The sequence below is a fragment of the Jutongia hominis genome (genome assembly GCF_014384965.1).
In the GTDB taxonomy this organism is placed as follows: Bacteria; Bacillota; Clostridia; order Lachnospirales; family Lachnospiraceae; genus Butyribacter; species Butyribacter hominis.
Genome location: NZ_JACRSW010000001.1, coordinates 296,079 through 318,977 on the forward strand (window position 1 = coordinate 296,079; position 22,899 = coordinate 318,977).

Below are 22,899 nucleotides of genomic sequence, written 5' to 3' on the forward strand. Positions count from 1 at the left end.
TTTTTTCCTCCTTGATGCATTTACTTTTTGATCTTTATTTTCTTTACTGTGCTCCACTTACCATAAAGTTTCTTAGAGCCGTTACGGTTATATCCTCTCACACGGATATAATAATTCTTTCCTTTCTTCAGTTTCTTAATGCTGTATGATACTTTTGTCGTAGCATATGTCTTTCTGCCCTTTGTAAATTTCTTATTAGTCGCAATCTGGATCTGATATCCATTGGAAGCAAGTTTCTTTAATGAGAGTTTAACCGTTCTCTTTGAAACATTTTTTGCCGATCTGATAACTGCTTTCTTTGGTTTTGTTATTTTGGCAGAAGAAGATGTTGACGAAGAGCCCGGACCTGCCGAAGGCGATGTTGGTTGTGTTGGAGCTGCTGACTGCGTCGGGGTTGTTGGCTGTGTTGACGTTGTTGGCTGCGATGGTTTATCGGATGGTTGTGAAGGTTGGTCATTACCATCGTTTGAAGGCTTCTCTACTCCTATCTTATACATGGCAATATTTACATCCGTCTGAACCGGTGGTACCGTCATCCAATCACTCCATGTCGTCTGATACCCTTCTTTCTCGCACTTGATTCTCCACCATCCTTCCGGTACATCCCATGCATATTTACCATCAGCATTTGTCAACAGTGCATTCTCCTGTTCATACTCTTGTGCATTCCATTTTGTACCATATTCTGTATCGGACGGTTTATTCGTCCAAAAGTCATCGCTGTCATCATAAGGAATCCAGTAAGCCGTAACCGTTGCCCCTTCAATCTTGTCGTTCGTTGTACCATCATATACATATCCGCTTGGATCGATCACAAAATTCAATTTGAATGTCTGACCTTTGATGTTTGCCACACGCATATCATAAATTGTTCCGGATAACGCTGATATAGCACCAAGCAGAACAGAAAATGCCATAACAGGAGCTGCCATAGTAGAGCCTGCAACCAGCATCGGCATGATCATGGTGAGTGCCGTAAATGCCAGCTGATCCTGTCTTAGCTCTAATGCCTTTTGTTTGGCTGCATATTTATCCTGAATAGAATCGGATTTATCAATTTCATCGATCAAATCATAATAATCCATATAAATACCATATGCCTTATAGGCAAAACCAACTGCTTTTGTCACATTGCCCAGAACATTATGTGCCATATCCCATTTCATATATTGTTCTGATCCAAATTCGGACATATCCATATTGAACGAAATAACCTCATCGGCAATCTTTGATCCTACATCAAAAGCATCGTACAAAAGCATATTGATCTTATCAGGATCCGAGAAATCCATATTAAGGATATAGCTTTTTCCATCCACTCCCGGAACGATATATTTTATGATGGTACCATCCATACCACACACCTTATATATCTCCTCGAGCGAACTATACCCTACAGTATCTATATATTTCACACCCGCCTTAATGATTGCTTTATCAAGACCTTGTGCAAATTCCGAAAAAACAAATGTTGCTTTTACTTCTTTATCTGTGTTGACCTCATAATCAATCTTTGCTTTTTCTGTGTCTTTTTTCATGATCTCCTGATATGGCGTAATATCAAAATCCTCAGATGCGTTAACCGATTTCATCTTTTCTCTGTATTCAACACCTATTGTTCCCGGCACATAACTCGTGTTCGTCTCGTCAAAAAATCCACTTGCTACATATAAACCTGATGCGGCATCATAAGTAGCTTCCATGAGTTTCTTTTCATTATTTCTGGTGCTGGTTATATATACCTTTTCTATGTTTTCATTATTGGAAAATCCAGCCTTAAATGTAAACGGAGTATCCGGAACATAATAGATTCTTGGTTTCGTTCCATTCGTGTTCATCACATCACAGGTTTTGATCACATCATGTTCGTTGTATTCCAGCGTTAAACTCTCTAATTCCGGTGCATTTTCCTTGTACCCTACATCTTTTGAAGCCGATATATCCGCATCGTATTCATCAATACAACGTGCCTCGATATAATATGTATAGCAATCCATCGGATCAGCGATTGTTATTTCACCCGACCATGAACCATTCTTTAACGACGTGACTGTTCCCTGCTTTTCTCCGTCTATATAAAGATCAATATCGGTAGATGCCGGTGCGATACCGGAAACCTTTATCTTGCCTTCACTTACCGTATCCGGTGCACTCAAAGTAATTCCTTTAAAAGTCTCATTAACAACATCAATATTTTCTATTGTATTCGATCCGTTTTTATTCGCAGACAGATAGGCATAAGATACTACCTTTTCCTTTGATTTGATCTTTATGCTATAGGAGATTGCTCCCGAATCAGCATTCACAGGAATAGTAAGCTGCCGTCTGCCCTCATCATAATTGTAATTATGGATCATCGTCCCATTGACCTTTATGGAATCCTCTACCAATTCTGTATATTTTGGTATGTATGTAACAACCTTTTGATCTGACAATTCTCCCTTCCATTTGTTTTTCACATCAAAATGAATCGTCATAGGAAGATAACCACTTGATGAAACATTATCCATGCCGGCATAGAAATAAGATTTTTTTCTATCGAGGATTTTATTTTCCGTATCAACAAATTTCTCATCTGAAGGAGCAAATGACAGATTTTGGTCAATACAGCGAATGGCATTGTTTGTATAATAATTGCAATATGCTACAACAGAGTCACATCCCCAAAATACGTTATTGCCTATATCGGTAATTCCATTTGGCAGTTTGATGGTTTGAAGGGAGGTGCAATTACTAAAGGCTCCATCTTCTATTTTTTCTATGGATAACGGAAGTGAGATATTTGTCATATTACTGCATCCATTAAATGCCTCCAAATCAATGGATGTAACACCATCCGGGACAACAAATTCCTTAATCTGTTTGCATCCTTTGAATAATCTCTGTGGTATCTTTTTTATTCCTTTAGCAAAGGAAACATTCTCTAAACCACTATCTGAAAACGGACCTGTAAAATCATATTCCAGTGCTGTTTTCTCAAGGCTTGCCGGTATTTCAATCTGCTTTAACGAGGTACAACTTGCAAAGGCCGCTGAATTGATCGTTTTCAAATTTGGAGATAATTTTACTTCTGCTAACTTTGTATCAAATCGAAACGCTTCATTTTCTATTGCTGTTACCGTATCCGGTATTTCTATTTTTTCTAATGAGGTGCAGTTATAAAAGGCTGACACGCCTATACTTTTAAGAGATGAGGATAACTTTACCTTTTTCAATCCCTTTGCATCTCTAAACGCTCCTTCATCAATCGTTGTTACGCTATCCGGTATCGTGACTGCTGTTAATTTTTCACATCCTCTAAACAGGCGCTGTGCCACTCTTGTTGTTCCCTCTTCAAATGAAACTGCTTCCAGTCCGCTCCCTGAAAACGGACCGGTAAAATCATAATCCAGTGCTGTTTTTTCAAGACTTGCCGGTATTTTGATCTGCTTTAATGAGGTACAACCTGCAAACGCTGCTGAATTAATCGTTTTCAAATTTGAAGATAATTTTACCTCTGCTAACTTTGTATCAAATCGGAATGCTTCATTTTGTATTGCCGTTACTGTATCTGGTATTTCTATTTTTTCTAATGAAGTACAGTTATAAAAGGCTGACACCCCTATGCTTTCAAGAGATGATGGTAACTTTACCTCTTTTAATCCCTTTGCATCTCTAAACGCTCCTTCATCAATCGTTGTTACACTATCCGGTATCGTGACTGCTGTTAATTTTTCACATCCTCTAAACAAGCGCTGTGCCACTCTTGTTGTTCCTTCTTCAAATGAAATTGTTTCCAGTCCACTTTCTGAAAACGGACCGGTAAAATCATAATCCAGTGCTGTTTTTTCAAGACTTGCCGGTATTTCGATCTGCTTTAATGAGGTACAGCCTGCGAATGCCGCTGAATTAATCGTTTTCAAATTTGAAGATAATTTTACTTTGCTTAACTTTGCATCATATCTGAATGCTTCATTTTGTATTGCTGTTACCGTATCCGGCATTTTGATTGTTTCTAATGCAGTACAATTAAAAAAGGCTCCTACATCAATCGTTTTTATACCATTCGGAAGAGCGATCTTTTTTAATTTTTCACACCCCTTAAACAAACGTTGCGCCACTCTTGTTGTTCCCTCTTCAAAAGAAACTGTTTCCAATCCACTCCCTGAAAACGGTCCTGTAAAATCATATTCCAGTGCTGTTTTCTCAAGGCTTGCCGGTATTTCGATCTGCTTCAATGTGGTACAGCCTGCAAACGCTGCTGAATCTATGGTTACAATATTAGAAGATAATTTAACCGATGATAATTTTTTTATATTTCTGAATGCTTCTGTTCCTATTGATATTATATTGTCCTGTATAACCAGATTCGACAAATTTGTATCATTCATAAATGCCCTATTTCCTATAGAAATAACCTTATATCCATCTAAACTTTCAGGAACTGTTATAGATGTCGCTAATCCTGTATACCGGGTGATCGTTGCTACATTATTTCCTTCTTCATCCTCGCTTAATGTATAGCTGTAATCTCCGTTTGTGTATGTCTTTGTTTCGGCTTTGGCAACACTGCTATTAGCAGGAATACCATTTAAAACAATTGCTACAGTCAGCACTATGCTTGCAATTTTCCTAAACATTTTCATATCCGCTACCTCCTGTACTTCTTTGTATTTTTTCTAATATCTTCTTGTTTTCTGCGTTTATTCCGATAAACTGCAAAAATACTATTTTTATCAGTATACAAAACAAAGTCACGATATTTTTTCCATTTTTTTCACTTTTACCGGGCAGAAGCACTTTCCAAGGCAGATATTTTCTATTTTTAAGCACTTTTTGTCCCGAATTCAGCTTTTAATGATAATTTTTTTCTATTTTCAGGATAAATAGGAATAGATGCAAAATTTAAAAATTTTTTCATAAAAAGTGTAAAACCGCATTTTGTACTTTGCCCCACCGCTATATAAGCATTTTTCACTTCCATTAAAAGAGCCTCTTTTCCTGTGTGACAACCACTTCTTCCGACATACAGGAAAATAATGTACTGCCTGCTGCCGGAAAAGAAGCTTGTCAACACGAGAAAAGAGGCTCTTATTGTGATTGATGATAAAGATACTTTTTACATTTCAGATTCGTTTTTCTAACGGTAATAATAAATTTCCGTTACAACTCCCTTTTTAAATTTGAACTGAAAGCTCTTTGATTTTTTTATCTTTTTTATATACTTGCCAATCTGTGATTTCTTTATTGGCTTTTTGCTAAAATTCTTTTTTACATATATGAATTTTGTGGAAGGTGTAATCTTAAATGTTCTTGTTTTTTTCTTTAAATAGTCATCGGCATTCACCAATTCACAATATGTTATCAATCTTTTTTTATTCAGATCATATTTACCATTTACCTGCCACGGCGAAGAGCTTGCTGCCGACATCTTTAAAGCCGGTGTTGCCAGTATAGACAACATCAATACAAGAACCATACCTAATGCCACTTTCTTCTTACTTATCTTCATATTTTGTCTCCTTTTTTCTACTTAGACTGTTTAAATTTTACTTTTGTGCATAAGCGTGTGTTACCACTTTGAATGAATCATATAATTTTTCATAATCATCATTCGGAACTGATATCCATGCCTGGGTGGTGTCATTTGCATATGCCTCTGCAGATATATTAGAACAACTGATCATTTTACCTGATTTATCATAAAAGTATACAATTCCTTCAACGCTCACATTTTTATCCGATGTGTTTTTTACAGTATAATCCAAACCGATTGAATCTGTCGATTCTTCTATTGATTCTGTAATTGCATTTGTCTTATCTACATAGTTTATATATATATTTACCAGATCCACCTTTGTCGTTGACTTTGTCAGATCTACGCTAAAATATTCCAGAGGCACTGAAATATATTGGTCATATGATTTTCCCGATGCAAGGCAATCAAAATATACACTATTGCTCTGTACTTCTGCATTATTTTCATCTTTCAAAGTACACATTACATTCAACGAATCAATCTGCTGTGTGTTATTATTCGTTACTGTCACTAACACACCATCGGAAAGTTTTGTCATCTTTACAGCACAGTTTGCTGCTAACTGATCTGTAGATACTTTGTTTGTGTTTGACTGTACCGGATTATTGATAACAGGAGCCGGTGTTGGAACAGTTGTCTTTGTTGTATTCTGTGTTGTGTTCTGCGTTGTGTTTCGTGTTGTATTCTGTACTATTTTCTTTTTTGCCTTTACTGTTACTTTACAACGGAATTTTTTCTTGCCAACCTTTGCAGTGATCGTTGCCATTCCGACTTTCTTACCGGTTACAACACCTTTGCCGCTGACACTGGCAATTGCCTTTTTACTGGTAGTCCATTTTACTTTCTTCTTGGTTCCTTTGACTTTCAAAGTCACTTTCTTACCAACTTTGATCGCTGCTGACGATCTGTTCAACTTCATTTTTGCCGCCTGACTCTCGGTAGAAGGAACAGCGATGCTTGCTGATACCAATACCAGAGATAATCCTAATGCGATTTTTTTCTTACATGTTTTCATGTTTCTTCCTCCTTGATGCTTTTATTTTAATGCACTTTTCATGCATTATTGCAAATTGTTTCTTCGTTTCCATCTGTACCCTTTGATTGAAACTTTTCTACTTTAGTTTCAGGAAGGTAACTTTATGTTTTCCTTGCCAATGACACTGACTGCATCGTCATAACACAGTTCCTTCAATATCGTGTTATTGCTTACGTCCAGACTGGTCAGAGACGGGTTCTGCCGGCAATCTAATGATTCTAACAAAGGATTCTGACTCACATCCAGACTGCTTAGCTGATTGGAATAGCAATGCAGGTACGCTAATATCGGGTTGTGGCTTACATCCAGATCCTTCAGTTGATTGGAAAAACAAAATACCGATTCCAATGCAGGATTTTGGCTTAGATCCAGACTGCTCAGCTGATTGGAATAACAATACAGATATGCCAATGCAGGATTATGGCTCACATCCAGATTTGCCAGCTGGTTATAATTACAGAACAATGTTTTCAATGCCACATTACCACTAAGTTCCAAAGTATCCAGCTGATTATCTTCACAATACAATGTTTCTAACGCTGTTAATTTTGAAACATCCAGACTGCCTTTCAATTTGCACGATGTCCATTTTATTCCTGTCAGTCTTCCCTCATTCCATGTGTACTCATCTGCATCCGGGTTATCGCTTACAGCAGCTCCTTTTTGCTTCTGTTCCTGAATAATACTTTGCAAAGCTGCTACATCAGATGCATCTTTTTTAGCAGATGTGTTCGTCGGTGCTGTTGTCGCACCCGGTGTTTTTGTTGCAAGCGGCTTTGTTGTCGTCCCCGGCTGCTTTGTCGTTCTAGGCGATATTGTTACACTCGGTATTATGTTCCAGCTCTTTGCAGCCTTTACGATCACATTGCAAGTGTATTTTTTCTTTCCTGCTTTGACTTGCACCTTTGCTTTTCCTGCTTTGACCGCCACGATCTTAACACTGTTCTTTTTCTTATTGCTCAGTTTAATGTACTTTTTGCCTGAAAGGATCTTCCATGTTGTTTTTTTCTTATTGTTTTTTAACTGAATGGTCTTACTCTTTCCGACTGTGAGTGTGACTTTTTTACTGATTAGTTTCACGGCTTTTGCCGCCTGTGTTGTCTGTCCCGGCACAACAGGCAGCACCATTGCTGCCGTAAGAAGCCACGCTATTTGTTTTTTTGTAATTTTCATATCTATTCGCCCTCCTTTTTTCGTCCTGCGTATTATATGATAACCTTTGATGAGTCAGCACTTACTGTAGCTTGGTGTTTTCCTTACCGACAATGGTGACTGTGTCATCACAGGTCAAAACCCATAACTTCGGATTATTACTCACATCCAGACTACTTAATTCATTATTTTCACAAGACAAATACGTCAATTCGGTATTACTGCTCACATCCAAATTACTTAGCTCATTATCAGAACACACCAAATCCGTCAATGCCGTATTACTGCTCACATCTAAACTACTTAACTCATTATGTTCACAATACAATTCTGTCAAGGATGTATTTCCACTCACATCCAGACTACTTAACTCATTACTATCACAATACAACCACTCCAATTCTATATTACTGCTTACGTCTAAACTACTTAACTGATTATCATTACAATGCAACCACTCCAATGCCGTATTACTGCTTACGTCTAAACTACTTAACTCATTATATTCACAATACAACCACTCCAATTCCGTATTACTGCTTACGTCTAAACTACTTAACTGATTACCACGACAATCCAATGACCACAACAATGTGTTACTGCTCACATCTAAACTACTTAGCTCATTATCACCACAATCCAATGATCTCAACCATGTGTTACTGCTCACATCTAAACTACTTAGCTTATTACTACCACAATACAAATCCGTCAATTCTGTCAAACCACTCACATCAAGGCTGCTTAGCTTATTATCATAGCAATGCAACGCCGTCAATGCCGTCAATCGAGATGTATCCATATCACCTCGTAAATTCTCTCTACTCCATTCTATCCCTACGAGTCTTCCTTCTTCCCATTTGTATTGCTCGGAATCCAGATCTTCACTTACAGTAGCCCCATTTTGCTTCTGTTCCTGAATAATACTTTGTAAAGCTGCTACATCAGATGCATTTTTCCCTACATACGAATCTGTCGGTACTACTGTTGCATCCGGCTTTCCTGTTGTGCTTGGCTGTGTTGTTACCCCTGGTGCTCCTGATGGGATTACACCCGGTTGTTGTGTTGTATCCGAATTCTGTGTTGTACTCGATGCCTTTGTTACAACCGGTGTTTTTGCCGGTTTCTTTACAGCCTTTACGGTCACATTGCAAGTGTATTTTTTCTTTCCTGCTTTGACCTGTACTTTTGCATTTCCTTTCTTTACTGCTACGATCTTAACACTGTTCTTTTTCTTATTGCTCAGGCTAATGTACTTTTTGCCCGAAAGGATCTTCCATGTTGTTTTTTTCTTATTGTTTTTTAATTGAATGGTCTTACTCTTTCCAACTGTGAGTGTGACTTTTTTACTGCTTAGTTTGACGGCTTTTGCCGCCTGTGTTGTCTGTCCCGGCACAACCGATAACACCATTGTTGCCGCAAGCAGCCATGACATTTGTTTTTTCGTTATTTTCATCATCTGCTACCTCCTTGTATACCCGAATTTTTCTTCTAACTGACAGTTCTGAAACTTTATATGCCCAGTAAATAACATTACTGTTCTTTTTCTTAGCACTTTTTTAATAACTGTATTATCAGATTTTTTGTTTCTATCAGTATACAAAATGAAGTCATGATAATTTTTCCATTTTTTTCACTTTTACCGGTCAGAAGCACTTTTAGAGGTAAAAAACGCATTTTTTTGATATTTTTCGCACCGCTTTCACCCTTTTACGGTGTTTTTTCTCTATTTTATAGATATATCATTTTTTCAAAAATACAAAAGAATGCAAGGGCAACACTTTGCCAAAAGTTTAATGTACCATTAAACTTTGCAAGAATCGCTATGGCGATTCTTGATGATATACCAATCCTATACGAGCAATTTCCCATCACACAAAAAAGGCACTAACCTTTTACAGTTAATGCCCTTTTGATGGATCATGATGAAATTCTATTTATGTTTTATCCTTGCAGTTGATGCGACTCCGTGTTTACGAAGCAGCACTTTATATTCTTTATATTTCTTTGCCGGTGTTTTTACAACCACTTTTCGGCTTATTCCTTTGAATGCATTTTTGCCAACATTTTTGTTCGTCAGCTTTGATGATTGTATATTCATATGTCTTAAACTTTTGCAATTCAAGAAAGCGTTCTTCCCTATTTTTGTAATGTTTTTTCCTATTGTTACTTTTTTTAGGCGTTTGCAATTTTTAAAAGCATTCGCTGAAATTTCTGTTACTTTATAAACGTTGCCATTAATTTTTATCGTTTTTGGAATAACAGCCGATGCATTCTTACTATTCCGTGGTTTTTTATATTTCACCGTCTTACTTTTTGAGGTTATTCCGGTTACTATATAGATATTCTTTGCATCTTTTATTTTACTTCCTAACTTTGGTGTTTTGGCTTTGTTTTGCTTAGTTTCTGCCGGGTCGGAAGAAGGCTTTGTGGCAGAAGACTTATGATCTAATGCCTGAAAGAAATGAACCGTATACGAAACATCACCTTGTTCTAATCCTGTAATATCAACCTGAAATGCATCATCCGCATTATATTTTTTTACCGAAGATGGTCTGAATATAATACATCCGATCTGACCGTAATAATCATTATCTACATAAAAAACTCCATCCGACTTTCCTTGAGAAAACTCCCATTTTTTCCCATCATTCTTTCTGGTTAAAGTTACTTTTATTTTGGAAGCATCTACCTTATATCCCATAGAAACCGACCATGCATAATCTGCACCGAAATATTCTACAGGCATATTCTGTGCCGGCCAGGCAACTCCGTATTCCCCGGCAGTGCTGTTATTTCTGTCAAAAGAATAAAGAGCACTATAGGTTCCGTTCTTTCCGCTAACTGCTCCGAATCCCGTTGATTTCATAGATGGATTTAAAACCCATCTTCTATGACCTACTCTGCTAATATTGTACTTGTCTGAATCACACATAAAACCGGATATCAGTACATCATTTAAACTTTGACCGGACCAGCTGGCATAAGAAATATTGGAAGAAGAGGCTCCTTTTAATGCCATGTTATACATATCATCTGACATTCCAGCCGGTTTTTCCGGTTCATGGCTAAGCGTATCATTCAGATAGTTTGCTAAGGAAGCTGCCTGGGCTAATTGATTATAACTGTTATCCAATTGTACCTGATCAGAAATTCCGGCAATGTATCTGACCTGATTTAACATTGCTAACGCTGAATGCAATGTCTTATCCGATAATTTTCCTAAAGAATAGGGTTTTGTAGTAACAGGATTCTCCGAAAACTTCAGTGCGTCATTTACAGTAGCACCGTTATTGGCGATATATGTGCGAATTTCATCCTGCGTATGATATGCTACATTAATCCCTTTTGATGTACTGTCAGCAGAATCGGCATGAACCGATTTCGTAAAACATTTCAGCTCGCTAAAATTGAAAAGAAACGTTAAAACAAGTGACATACATGCTATACTTAAAATTCTTCCTGCGTATTTTTTCGTTATCTTCATCATTTGCTTCCTCCTGTCAGAAATTTTTACGGTTGTTGCCCTTTCGATGGATCATAATGAAATGATCTATTGTGATTTGGTATTTTCTTTACCGATAACATTGACTGTGTCATCACAATACACTATTTTCATGTCTTCCATGTTAAATAGTAAAATATTACTATATTATTAGTATACACAATCGCAGGAAAACCTGTCAACATCAGACATCCCCTTCACTTCTCCAAGTTTCTTCTTCAATCAAGGAATGCCTCATCAACAGAAACAGCATTATCACACTTAGCTTGTGTCAAACCGGTCTGCATCGCTGTATCAAATTCTTCTTTTGACAATGCATCTCTTGTCATCAGCAAATGCACAATACTTCATATAATGATCACATCCTTATAGATTCCTTTATATCTCATGGTAAACAACACATTTTCTATAGCAAAAAAGACCTGAGATTTCTCTCAAGTCTTTTATCAATAACAGGGGTGGAAGGAATCGAACCCTCCTCTGGAGTTTTGGAGACTCTTATTCTACCGATGAACTACACCCCTATATCTTATGGTGTGTCACTCACAAGCGACTTTTGAAGTATACTACATAATAAAAATCCTGTCAAGCTTTTTCTGCATTTTTCTGTTGACCCAAACTGCATTTTTAAGATATCGGGAAACTTCTTTTGCAGGAAAATCTGTACTCTGGATGTTCTTCACTTGAATTGTATTGCTCCACAATCGTTTTGTGGAGCAATACCTTTCTCGATTCACTGCCAATTTCAACTGCATTGCTGAAGTATACAAGTACGCTCCATTTTCAACATATTATATTATTCTCCCTTTTTATTGCGGCATAACTTTACTAATTGAATAATCACTGTCGGTATAAAGCTCAGTCCGATAATCTGCGCAATCGCTGTTGCAGACAAATTCTCCACACTGAACACACTGTGTAAAAACGGAACAAAGATTACCAATGCGAGGAGGCAGACACCAGCTGCAAATGCATATAAACTGTACTTATTAGAACCAAGTCCAATTTCAAAAATGGATTCTTTGCTTCTGCAGTTAAAACCGTGGAACAATCTTGCCATTGTAAGTGTGGCAAATGCCATTGTAGAAGCCTTCGCCGGATTGCCTGCAATTCCAATATGATATGCTGTCATTGTTACAACGGCAATCAGTACGCCTTCTGCTATCATAGTCATTATAAAATCTCTGGTCATTATTCCGGTCTTAGGGTCACGAGGTTTTTCATCCAAAAGTCTTTCATCTGCCGGCTCCATACCAATCGCAAGTGCCGGCAATGAATCCGTCAACAGATTAATGAATAACAGGTGCACAGGTGCAAAAGGTACCGGTAATCCCATAATTGAAGTATACAATACTGAAAAAACACCTGCCGTATTACCTGATAGAAGGAATAATATTGCGTTTTTAATGTTACGGTATACATTTCTACCATTTGCTACAGCTTTAATAATAGTTGCAAAATTATCATCTGATAAAATCATGGCTGCTGCATCCTTGGAAACTTCCGTTCCCGTAATCCCCATTGCAACACCAATATCTGCCTTTTTCAGCGCAGGTGCATCATTTACACCATCACCCGTCATAGATACAATGTTGCCCTTTCTCTGCCATGCTTCTACAATTCTAATTTTATTTTCCGGTGAAACTCTGGCATATACAGATATCTTCGTTATCCTGTCATCAAGCTCTGCGTCTGTCAAAGCATCCAGTTCTGCCCCTGTAAGTGCAATATTGCCATCCTCAAATATGCCTATCCGCTTTGCAATCGCTACTGCTGTTATCTTATGATCGCCTGTAATCATAACCGGACGTATACCCGCTTTCTTTGCATCAGCAACCGCCTCTACAGACTCAGGTCGTGGCGGATCAACCATGGAAATCAATCCAAGGAAAATAAAATTATATTCTGTATCAACACTTAAAGGTTCGTCTGATTCCTTATATGCAAAGGATAACACTCTGAGTCCGTTTTCAGAGAAAATCCGGTTCTGCCTACGAATCTTTTCTTTTTCTGATTCTGTCATAGGGCGAATACCATCCGTGTAACGTACTGATGTACAACGGTCTAGCAGAACATCCACTGCTCCTTTAGTTAAAATTGTGGGAACACCATGAAGACTATACTTGGTACTCATCAGTTTTCTGTCAGAATCGAAAGGAACTTCTTCCATTCTATCCATTGACTTTCTTAATATATCCTCATAAATGCCTGCACTTCCAAAAAATTTACTTGATTCTACCTGAATATTACGGAACATTTCTAACAAGGCATATTCTGTAGGATCTCCGATTCCTTTACCTTCTACTATACTCGAATCATTGGTAAGTACCGCATCATACAGCAGATATCTCTGCGTCTGATCAGTAATGTCTAGCTCTTTAGGTTCATATACCTTACCATCAATATAAATCTGCTGCACTGTCATTTTATTCTGTGTCAGTGTTCCTGTCTTATCAGAGCAGATAACAGATACACATCCAAGACTTTCTACAGCTTTCAAATCTTTGATAATAGCATTTTCCTTAGCCATTTTCTGTGTCCCAAACGCCTGCACAATAGTCACGATAGAGCCTAATGCCTCCGGAATTGCTGCTACTGCCAATGCAACTGCAAACAACAGAGAGTCGAGAATTGTCATTTTGCGATAAATACATAAGCCAAAAACTACTGCGCATATTATCATGATCAACATTGCAAGTCTTCCGCTGAACTTGTCAAGACTCTCCTGTAATGGTGTCTTTCTTTCCTTTGCTGCATTCATGAGTCCGGCAATTTTACCAAGCTCTGTTTTCATACCGGTTCCTGTCACTAGAACCTGTGCACGTCCATAAGTAACAAGACTGCCTGAGTAGACCATATTTACTCTGTCTGCCAATGCCGCTTTTCCTTCAATCACCATATCTGTCTTCTCTACATTGGTAGATTCCCCTGTAAGGGAACTTTCATTTACCTGCAATGAATAATTGTGTAAAATCCGTCCATCTGCTACTATCATGTCCCCGGCTTCCAGCATAACAATATCTCCCGGAACAATTTCTCTGGAAGGAATCTCTTGTTTCACACCATTTCTAATAACTTTGGCATTGGGTGCAGATAATTGTTTGAGACTCTCCAACGAACGCTGCGCCTTGATATGCTGTACCGTTCCGAGAACTGCATTCATAATAAGTACCAGCAATATTACAATGGTACTTTCTACGTTACCTGAAAACATTGAAATAATTGCAGCAATAATCAAAATTACTACAAGCAAATCACAAAACTGGCCTAAAAATACCTCTAGAGTGCTTTTCTTCTTTCCCTCCTGCAGGATATTCTCACCTGTCTGCCTGCGAGTTTCTTCCACCCGGACATTGTTCAAGCCCTGCTCTGTCACGTCAAACTTCTGTAAAAGTTCCTGTGTGGAATAGTTCCAATCTTCTTTTTGTGTCATGCACAACTCCTCCTTATAGATTAGTTTTCCGTTTATTGCTCATATAAGATTCTCTGTTTTGTTTGACGCAAAAAGAGACCCCTATTGTACAACAAACGTACAATAAAAGTCTCGTTCCATTTCTACGAAGTGTACTATCCGGTTATCTGCACGACTTATCTGATATATCGCTCAATAACGTGATGACGAACAGTACAACACCGGACAAACCGATGCGAACTACTCCCTAATATCAAGTTCATCCTAACATATATATTTCTGATATGTCAAATTATTTTCTTAATCCGGCAAGGGCATTTCATCATTCTTTCTTTTCCATAAAGATCCGTGTGATATTCGATAACGGGCTATATTGTTTCTTTCCTTTTCTCTTTTCGTGCGTTCGCACCTGAAAATCATAGCTTTTATATTTGCGTTTGCACAGGATCATAAAACGTGAGTTTTTCTTTGGAATCCGGTCCGTCACAAGCTTTAACCGGATCCATTTTCCTTTTTTGATCCTGTAATAGATCTGAATGCGGTTACCGGCATATCTTTTCAGGCTGATCCAGACATATGATCTCCCATCTGCTGTCTTTCCGCTCCCGCCACGGATCAAAGGTTTCTTTAACAGATAGGTTCCGATTTCTTTTATACGGCTGTATGCACTATAGCTTATCTTACCGCCCTTTTTATAAAATGCTCTGATCCGGTATCTGTATTTCTGACCGGGACGTGCTTTGCTGTCGATATAACGGCAGACTGCTTTTCCCGATACCGTATGCAGCTTTTTAAATGTCTTTTTATCACCTGTGGCACGCCAGACTTCATATCCCGAAGCACCGGTCACCTTATTCCAGCTTATAACCGGACATGCTGCTTTTGTCAATGTAATGGTTCCCAGTGCAGGCTTTTGTAACCGAATGGTTTCTGTCGGATCCGGCTGCTTTGATGGTGACACTGTCTGTAATGGCTGTCTGTCAGAAGTATTGCTGTTATCATTCGGCTGTTTCGTCGGTTCTGTATCAGAAGTCTGTATTGGAGTCGGTGTCGGAGTTGGAGTCGCTGCAGGCGTTACCGATGGTGACGGCATTGGTGTCATAGATGTTTCAGGCTTTTCGGATACAACAGGAGATGCTGTTGGTGATGGCGATGCAGGCGTTTTAGTTGGTGTTGGTTTTGCATCAGATGTCTGTATCGGAGCTGCTGTAGGAGTTTGAGTAATTACAGGCATTATAGATGGTGCCAGAGTTGGTGCTTCCGTTACTTGCGGTGATGGTGTCATAGACGTTTCCGGCTTTTCTGATACACCGGGGAGCGAAGATGCTGTTGGTAATGGTGATACATTCGACTGCCGGATCGGAAAATCCGGTGTCAGGGTATCCATCGATTCCAGAACCAGCTGTTCAAAATCCTCTGTCAATTCCTGCGCTGTTCCTGCACGAAGTGCAAAACCCATATCGGATCCTACACCATAAACATAAAATGCATTTTCTTCTATCTGCGTTCCCGAAGGATAAATAAAATCATTGCAAAACCATGGATAATCATTTGCATACGCTGCTATCTTTTTAACAGTATCCGGCACTTCAAATCTTCTGATACGATAATCATTTTCCAATCCTCTTGTCAGTTTTAGTAATGTATCCTGATTTTTTGTATATAAATAACCAAATTCACTCATAAAATAGGGATTTTCCGGATCAACAGCAATTTCAAACATACTCCCACTAAATGCGTCTGATGAATCAATAGACTCTACACCTTTTCCAATCCAAAGATGATCAACACATGAACTATCGAAGCTTTTACTTGATATTTTTTTAACATGATCAGAAAGATAGAATTTATCGATCGGTGCATCATCCGATGATCGGAATGCATTTGGTGCAATCGTTGTTACAAAATATCTGATTCCATCCTTTTCTACATATTCCGGAATAACAACATCCCTATAATAATTCCACCCTTCTCTCTTAAGTACACTGCCTGTTACTGTAGCTGTCCGTGTTTCTTCATCCAGTTCATATGATATATAATATTTTTCATCCACATTTTTTTCATTCAGAGAAAGTACCTCTTCTCTCTCTGCATTGTCTTCCGGTGTATCCAGCGTAGTCTTAGATAACATGATCCAACCTGTCTTCTCATCAACATATGGCTCCATATCTGTATTATGAAATGTCTCTGTAAATTGAATATGTTCTACCGGAATATGCAGCGATTTCAATAGGAAATGCTTTTTTTGATACTTATATTGTTCCAAATCATTATTAGCACGTAACGTAATCTTCATATCCACATGCGCACTCAGGTATCCTAAAAGTTCTGTATGTATTGTAGGAACATGAATTCTGTTCGGAGCTGAGATGTTATAAATAAGATTGAAAGACACATTTTGATCTTGATAAGAATAAATATTTCCAAGCTTCAGACATTCCTTGGCCCATATTGTATTAAATACCGTGATGCAAAACTCCTCATCATATGTTTTATTTTTTCTAATCTCGACCTTTCGGATACAGTCACTCTTATCGCCACGGCCTGAAAACAATTGTATTTTAAAGTTTGTTCCATTCTCTGCGATCAACTGATCAATCTGTGTCGGCATAGCATGAGAACGCCCCAAAATATCTGTACCATTTTTAAGAATCAATGTATCTGTAACAATTGCACCCACATCCCATCTACCATTTTCAAAGCCAACTTCTATACAGGAATCCTGCGCGCCTACAATCTGAAAACACCATCGCATCTCATGTATCCAGGCATTCTGCACACCAGAACTCATATTATCTCCAACCTTAAGTGTGTGACTTCCGAGGGCTAACACATAACTGCTGTATATTTCTTTTGTCTCAATATCGACATAATCCGCTTCTATATCTGACTGGCATTTCCAATCACCACTGATCTTAATAGTAGACATCGTCCAATTTGAATCCTTCTTTATATATGTTCCTGCAAAAGTAATGCATTTCGCTTTTGGCAATACAACATCACCTTCGATCGTATAAACGCCTTCTGCATTTTCAAAAACAACACGATAAGAGGCATCTTCCTGTTGCATTCCAGCAAAGGCAGCTGCAAGATCTTCATATTCCCCAAGGAGCGTATCATCCTGATAAACCTTGATCAGATCATCGGAATCTGCTTTTGCCGAAATACTGTCAAAAACACCAAAAGAGGCAGAAGGCATCAGAAGTGAAAGCAATAAAGAAAAGCACAAAAAGAATGCCGGTATACCACGCCACCGGCTGGCAGATTGGCGTTCTCTACTTTTCTTTTTGTATTCCTCACCTGATTGTGTTCTTTTCATAAGTGTCTGCTCTCCTGCTTTAAACGATGTTCTGATACATCAAAAATTCAAAACTCTATACGATATTAAATTACACAATATTAACCTTTCTTTCCCACAAAGATCCGTGTAATATTCGATAACGGACTATACTGTTTCTTTCCCTTTCTCTTTTCGTGCGTTCGCACCTGAAAATCATAGCTTTTATATTTGCGTTTGCACAGGATCATAAAACGTGAGTTTTTCTTTGGAATCCGGTCCGTCACAAGCTTTAAACGAATCCATTTTCCTTTTTTGATCCTGTAATAGATCTGAATGCGGTTACCGGCATATCTTTTCAGGCTGATCCAGACATATGATCTTCCATCTGCTGTCTTTCCACTTCCGCCACGGATCAAAGGTTTCTTTAACAGATAGGTTCCGATTTCTTTTGTACGGCTGTATGCACTATAGCTTATCTTACCGCCCTTCTTATAAAATGCTCTGATCCGGTATCTGTATTTCTGACCGGAACGGGCTTTGCTGTCGATATAACGGCAGACTGCTTTTCCCGATACCGTATGCAGCTTTTTAAATGTCGTTTTGTCACCTATGGCACGCCAGACTTCATACCCCGAAGCTGTGTTCACCTTATTCCAGCTTATAACCGGATACGATGCCTTTGTCAATGTGGTCCTTCCCAGTGCAGGCTTTTGTAACCGAATGGGTTCTGTCCGATCCGGCTGCTTTGATAGTGACACTGTCTGCAATGGCTGTCTTGCCAAAGGAGTACCACTGTCATCAGGCTGTTTCGTTGGTTCTGTATCAGACGTTGGTATTGGAGTTATCACCAGAGGTTGAGAAGATGCTGGCGTTTTCGTTGGTGCTGGTTCCGTATCAGAGGTCTGTATCGGAGTTGCTGTTGGTGTGTGCGTAGTTGTAGGTGTTATTGATGGTGCCAGAGTTGGTGCTTCCGTTATTTGCGGTGTTGGTGTCATAGACGTTTCCGGCTTTTCGGATACAACAGGAAGAGAAGATGCTGTTGGTGTTGGTGATGCAGATGATGATGAATTATTTTGAGATTCAATATATTCCTTCGATTTCAAAGCCCATGCACCCTCTTCGTCATCATATTCATCATTTACAGTTTCCAGATAAATATTTTGTCGTAAATCCAGCTGTTCCCATGAAAAATCACACCAAAGATTTTTGAGCATTACATTTTTCGTAATATCCAGTGTTTCAAATAAATTACTACGGCAATCAAGTGTTTCTAATTTTATATTTTCAGAAAGATCCAGTGTTTCCAAAAAATTACTACAGCAATCAAGTGTTTCTAATTTTATATTTTCAGAAAGATCCAATGCTTTTAACTTATTATGGTCACAATATAATTCTTTTAACAATGCATTAGGAGACAAATTTACTGTTGAAATTTTGTTTCCTTCACAATGTAATTTCTGAAGCTTTGGATTATTTGTCAGATCCAGTTCTGTCAACTGATTATAACTACAATCCAGCTCCATCAGTAAAGGATTATTCGATAGATCAAGTGTCTTCATACCATCTTTCCAACTCATACCGCTTTCGAGCTGTCCATACTTTTCCATCGTTGTCTTACAGATTAGTTTTTTCAATTTGGAATTTTGAGAAATATCTAATGTAATGTTTGATTGTTTCAGCACCAACTCTAAAGTAGTCAATTCCGGAAAATCTTTCAGGCAGATATTTCCGCTGAACTTTTTCCCCCATGTCCAATGAATTGCAGCCAAGTGGCCGTCATCATGCCATTCATAGGAGATTGAGACATCATTTATCTCAGCCCCATTTTCTTTTTGTTGTTCCAGCAATGCAAGTAACGCTGCTTCCTCTTCCTTATTATGACTTGCTGCTGTTGATCTCGGTGTTGCTGAAAGCAGTAACGAAGCACACAAAAAGAACGCCAACATACCATGCCACCGGCTGGCAGATTGACGATGCTTTGTTTTTTGGTTGTGCTTTTTTCCAAACCGCATTCTTTTCATAAACATCTTCTTCCTCAGTATCTAACGTAGTATCGCTTGCTTTTCTTGGGCATGTTTTATTATAACATACACCCCCAAAGAAAGATAGGCAAAGTAAAAGAGGAACTGCAAGCAGTTCCTCTTTTGGAGAAGGTATTTTTGTTACTTATGGGGTGTAGCAAAAACTATATAATGTATTGGGGTTTACGAGTGTTAGTATAGCAAGGCTATGGCATGAAGTGTGCACAAATTACTTTTAATTTTGAATTTCTTTTTGTGCATTCTGACACTATATTTAAAAAAGTCGGTTTTAGTCATTGTATTTTTCAACAATGACCAACCGACTTTTGAGCCTGTCTGTGTTTTTCTACGCAAATTATACATTTTCACAGACATAAATTTTCAAACGTTTTGTACGAATATACCACTCCACTACTGCACAAAAACAACTTCCTGTTTTCTAAAAAAATATACGTACTTCTTTGAAACCATTCCGTTTTTATTCCTGCACATCCTCTTCTGAGAGTTTTTCTTCAATCAAAGCTTCTCCCTCTGCAGGTTCCTGCGTATCTTCACCAAAAAGAGCTTCAAACTCTTTGCGGTCGATACGTTCTTTCTCCATCAGCAATGCTGCACACGAATGAAGGATATCCATATGGTCTTCTAAGATCTGCTTTGCTTTTGTGTATGCTTCGTCAATGATCTTCTTGACCTCATGATCGATCGTCTTGGCAACATCTTCACTGTAGCCACGACTTGTATGACCAAAATCACGACCAATAAAGACTTCATCTTCGTCTGCATAATTGATCATTCCGATATCATCTGAGAAACCGTACTTTGTAACCATATCTTTTGCCGTTGCTGTTGCCTGCTTGATATCCTGTGATGCACCGGTTGTCACATCATCAAAGATCAGCGATTCAGCGATACGTCCACCTAAGCTTACGATCACATCCTGCATCATCTTTCCTTTGGTGATAAACATCTCATCGCGATCCGGAAGTGGCATCGTATAACCGGCTGCTCCGCCACCGGTCGGTATAACGGATACCATATGCACCGGTCCGACATCAGGCAGAACATGGAATAAAATAGCATGACCAGCTTCATGATATGCCGTGATCTTTTTATCTTTCTCAGAAATAATCTTACTCTTCTTTTCTTTACCGATACCTACTTTAATGAATGATTTGCTGATATCTTCCTGCTCAATAAACTTACGTCCGTCTTTTGCACAGGCGATCGCAGCCTCGTTCATCAGATTCTCTAAGTCCGCTCCGGTAAATCCAACCGTTGTCTGTGCGATCTTCTTTAGATCGACATCATCCCCTAACGGTTTTCCCTTTGCATGAACCTGTAAGATTTCTTCTCTGCCGCGTACATCCGGGCGGCCTACTGTCACACGACGGTCAAAACGTCCCGGACGAAGAATTGCCGGATCTAAGATATCGACACGGTTTGTCGCTGCCATCACAATAATTCCTTCATTGACACCAAAACCATCCATCTCAACAAGCATCTGGTTTAATGTCTGCTCGCGTTCATCATGACCACCGCCAAGACCGGAACCTCTCTTACGTGCTACCGCATCGATCTCATCGATAAATACGATACAAGGTGCATTTTTCTTAGCTTCCGCAAACATATCTCTGACTCGTGATGCACCGACACCAACAAACATCTCTACAAAGTCAGAACCCGACAGACTAAAAAATGGTACGCCTGCTTCTCCTGCTACTGCCTTTGCAAGTAATGTCTTACCGGTACCGGGAGGTCCTACCAATAAGATTCCTTTTGGAATCCTTGCTCCGATTCCGGTATATTTTGCAGGATTAGCCAGAAAGTCTACAATCTCTTCTAATTCTTCTTTTTCTTCTTTCAGTCCGGCAACATCTTTAAATTTCTTTGCATGCTCTCCCGGATCAATCCTCTGCGCACGGCTTTTTCCAAAATTCATCATCTTGGCATTACCGCCGCTTGCTCCTGCTGACTGGGCAGAAAGGAAAGAAAACAGGAAAAAGATACCGATGATCGCTAAGCCATATGGCAGCAATGTTGTGATCACCCACGATGGTTTCTGGATATCATTGACCACATAATTCTTTTCAATATCTTTATAGCCATCGATCAGATCTCCTATTTTATTCACATCTGACACATAAAAACTTATAGTCTTTTTGCTGTTTAGAACAACTTTGACCTCACCGGTAGGAACTTCTTCATTCGGAAAAACCTCTACGGATTGAACCGTTCCATTCCCTAAGTCTTTTTCAAATTGATAAATATTATAGCTGTTATCAGACCCTTGTCTAAATGCACCTGATACATAAACCGCCATAAAAATAATAGCCAGAATCAGAACATAAAAACCAATTCCGCCTGTTCTTATCTGTTTCTTCATTCCAGATCTCCTTTTATTCTTCTACAAATTCTAATACACCAATGTATGGAAGATTGCGGTATTTCTGTGCATAGTCTAAGCCATAACCTACCACAAAAGCATCCGGGATCACAAATCCGGTATATTCTACTTCTACCTGTGTTTCACGGCGTTCCGGCTTATCAAGTAATGTACAGATTTTAAGACTTGCCGGTCCACGACCCTGAAGCATTTTTCTTGTCAGGCTTAATGTATTACCGGAATCAATGATATCTTCCACGATCAGACAATGAAGACCTTCAATCGGTTCTTCCAAATCTTTTCTGATCTCAAGATTGCCTGAGCTTGATGTACCGTTTCCATAGCTGGATACAACCATAAAGTCCATCGTAACCGGAATGGTTAAATGTTTTGCTAATTCTGTAAAAAAGAAAATACTGCCTTTTAAAATACAGATCAGATGCAATGACTGACCGGCATATTCTTTGTTCAGCTTTTCTGCTATTTCAACAATCTTGTTTTGTACCTGCTCTTCTGAAAACATTTCATGTATTACTTCTTTCATGATATCCTGCCTTTCTCCTGTGATTCCTGATCTCATATTCGCTTTATC

At 38.7% G+C, this 22,899-nt stretch carries 12 protein-coding genes and 1 tRNA gene; all 13 read right to left on the reverse strand.

All coding sequences use genetic code 11. The features are described from left to right. Positions 1 to 20: 20 nt before the first annotated feature. Complete coding sequence (locus tag H8700_RS01180; protein ID WP_249302406.1) at positions 21 to 4,625, reverse strand: fibronectin type III domain-containing protein; 4,605 nt, start codon at positions 4,623 to 4,625, stop codon at positions 21 to 23. A 179-nt stretch (positions 4,626 to 4,804) separates the two neighbouring features. After that, the gene (locus H8700_RS01185; protein WP_249302408.1) at positions 4,805 to 4,963 is read right to left on the reverse strand and encodes a hypothetical protein; all 159 of its coding nucleotides are present in this window, start codon (positions 4,961 to 4,963) and stop codon (positions 4,805 to 4,807) included. Positions 4,964 to 5,119: 156 nt separating this feature from the next. Then, positions 5,120 to 5,491 carry a hypothetical protein gene (locus tag H8700_RS01190; protein WP_249302410.1) on the reverse strand — a complete coding sequence of 124 codons (372 nt, stop codon included), beginning with the start codon at positions 5,489 to 5,491 and terminating at the stop codon, positions 5,120 to 5,122. Between the two features lie 37 nt (positions 5,492 to 5,528). Then, positions 5,529 to 6,533, reverse strand: coding sequence for an Ig-like domain-containing protein (locus tag H8700_RS01195; RefSeq protein ID WP_249302412.1), 1,005 nt, complete (start codon positions 6,531 to 6,533; stop codon positions 5,529 to 5,531). A 108-nt stretch (positions 6,534 to 6,641) separates the two neighbouring features. Further along, positions 6,642 to 7,727 (reverse strand): leucine-rich repeat domain-containing protein, encoded by a 1,086-nt coding sequence (locus H8700_RS01200; RefSeq protein ID WP_249302414.1) that lies wholly within the window; start codon positions 7,725 to 7,727, stop codon positions 6,642 to 6,644. Between the two features lie 61 nt (positions 7,728 to 7,788). Further along, complete coding sequence (locus H8700_RS01205) at positions 7,789 to 9,165, reverse strand: leucine-rich repeat domain-containing protein (protein WP_249302416.1); 1,377 nt, start codon at positions 9,163 to 9,165, stop codon at positions 7,789 to 7,791. A gap of 474 nt (positions 9,166 to 9,639) precedes the next feature. Next, complete coding sequence (locus tag H8700_RS01210) at positions 9,640 to 11,196, reverse strand: leucine-rich repeat protein (RefSeq protein ID WP_249302417.1); 1,557 nt, start codon at positions 11,194 to 11,196, stop codon at positions 9,640 to 9,642. A 468-nt stretch (positions 11,197 to 11,664) separates the two neighbouring features. Continuing rightward, positions 11,665 to 11,735, reverse strand: a tRNA-Trp gene (locus tag H8700_RS01215). A 272-nt stretch (positions 11,736 to 12,007) separates the two neighbouring features. Continuing rightward, on the reverse strand, positions 12,008 to 14,644 hold the full coding sequence (locus H8700_RS01220; protein ID WP_249302418.1) for a cation-translocating P-type ATPase: 2,637 nt from the start codon (positions 14,642 to 14,644) through the stop codon (positions 12,008 to 12,010). A 301-nt stretch (positions 14,645 to 14,945) separates the two neighbouring features. Further along, positions 14,946 to 17,942, reverse strand: a complete 2,997-nt coding sequence (locus H8700_RS01225; RefSeq protein WP_249302419.1) for a hypothetical protein — start codon at positions 17,940 to 17,942, stop codon at positions 14,946 to 14,948. A gap of 80 nt (positions 17,943 to 18,022) precedes the next feature. Then, positions 18,023 to 19,924 carry a leucine-rich repeat domain-containing protein gene (locus H8700_RS01230; protein WP_249302420.1) on the reverse strand — a complete coding sequence of 634 codons (1,902 nt, stop codon included), beginning with the start codon at positions 19,922 to 19,924 and terminating at the stop codon, positions 18,023 to 18,025. A gap of 478 nt (positions 19,925 to 20,402) precedes the next feature. Beyond that, on the reverse strand, positions 20,403 to 22,307 hold the full coding sequence (ftsH, locus tag H8700_RS01235) for an ATP-dependent zinc metalloprotease FtsH (RefSeq protein ID WP_022141566.1): 1,905 nt from the start codon (positions 22,305 to 22,307) through the stop codon (positions 20,403 to 20,405). A 13-nt stretch (positions 22,308 to 22,320) separates the two neighbouring features. After that, positions 22,321 to 22,851 carry a hypoxanthine phosphoribosyltransferase gene (hpt, locus tag H8700_RS01240; protein WP_022141567.1) on the reverse strand — a complete coding sequence of 177 codons (531 nt, stop codon included), beginning with the start codon at positions 22,849 to 22,851 and terminating at the stop codon, positions 22,321 to 22,323. Between the last annotated feature and the right edge of the window lie 48 nt (positions 22,852 to 22,899).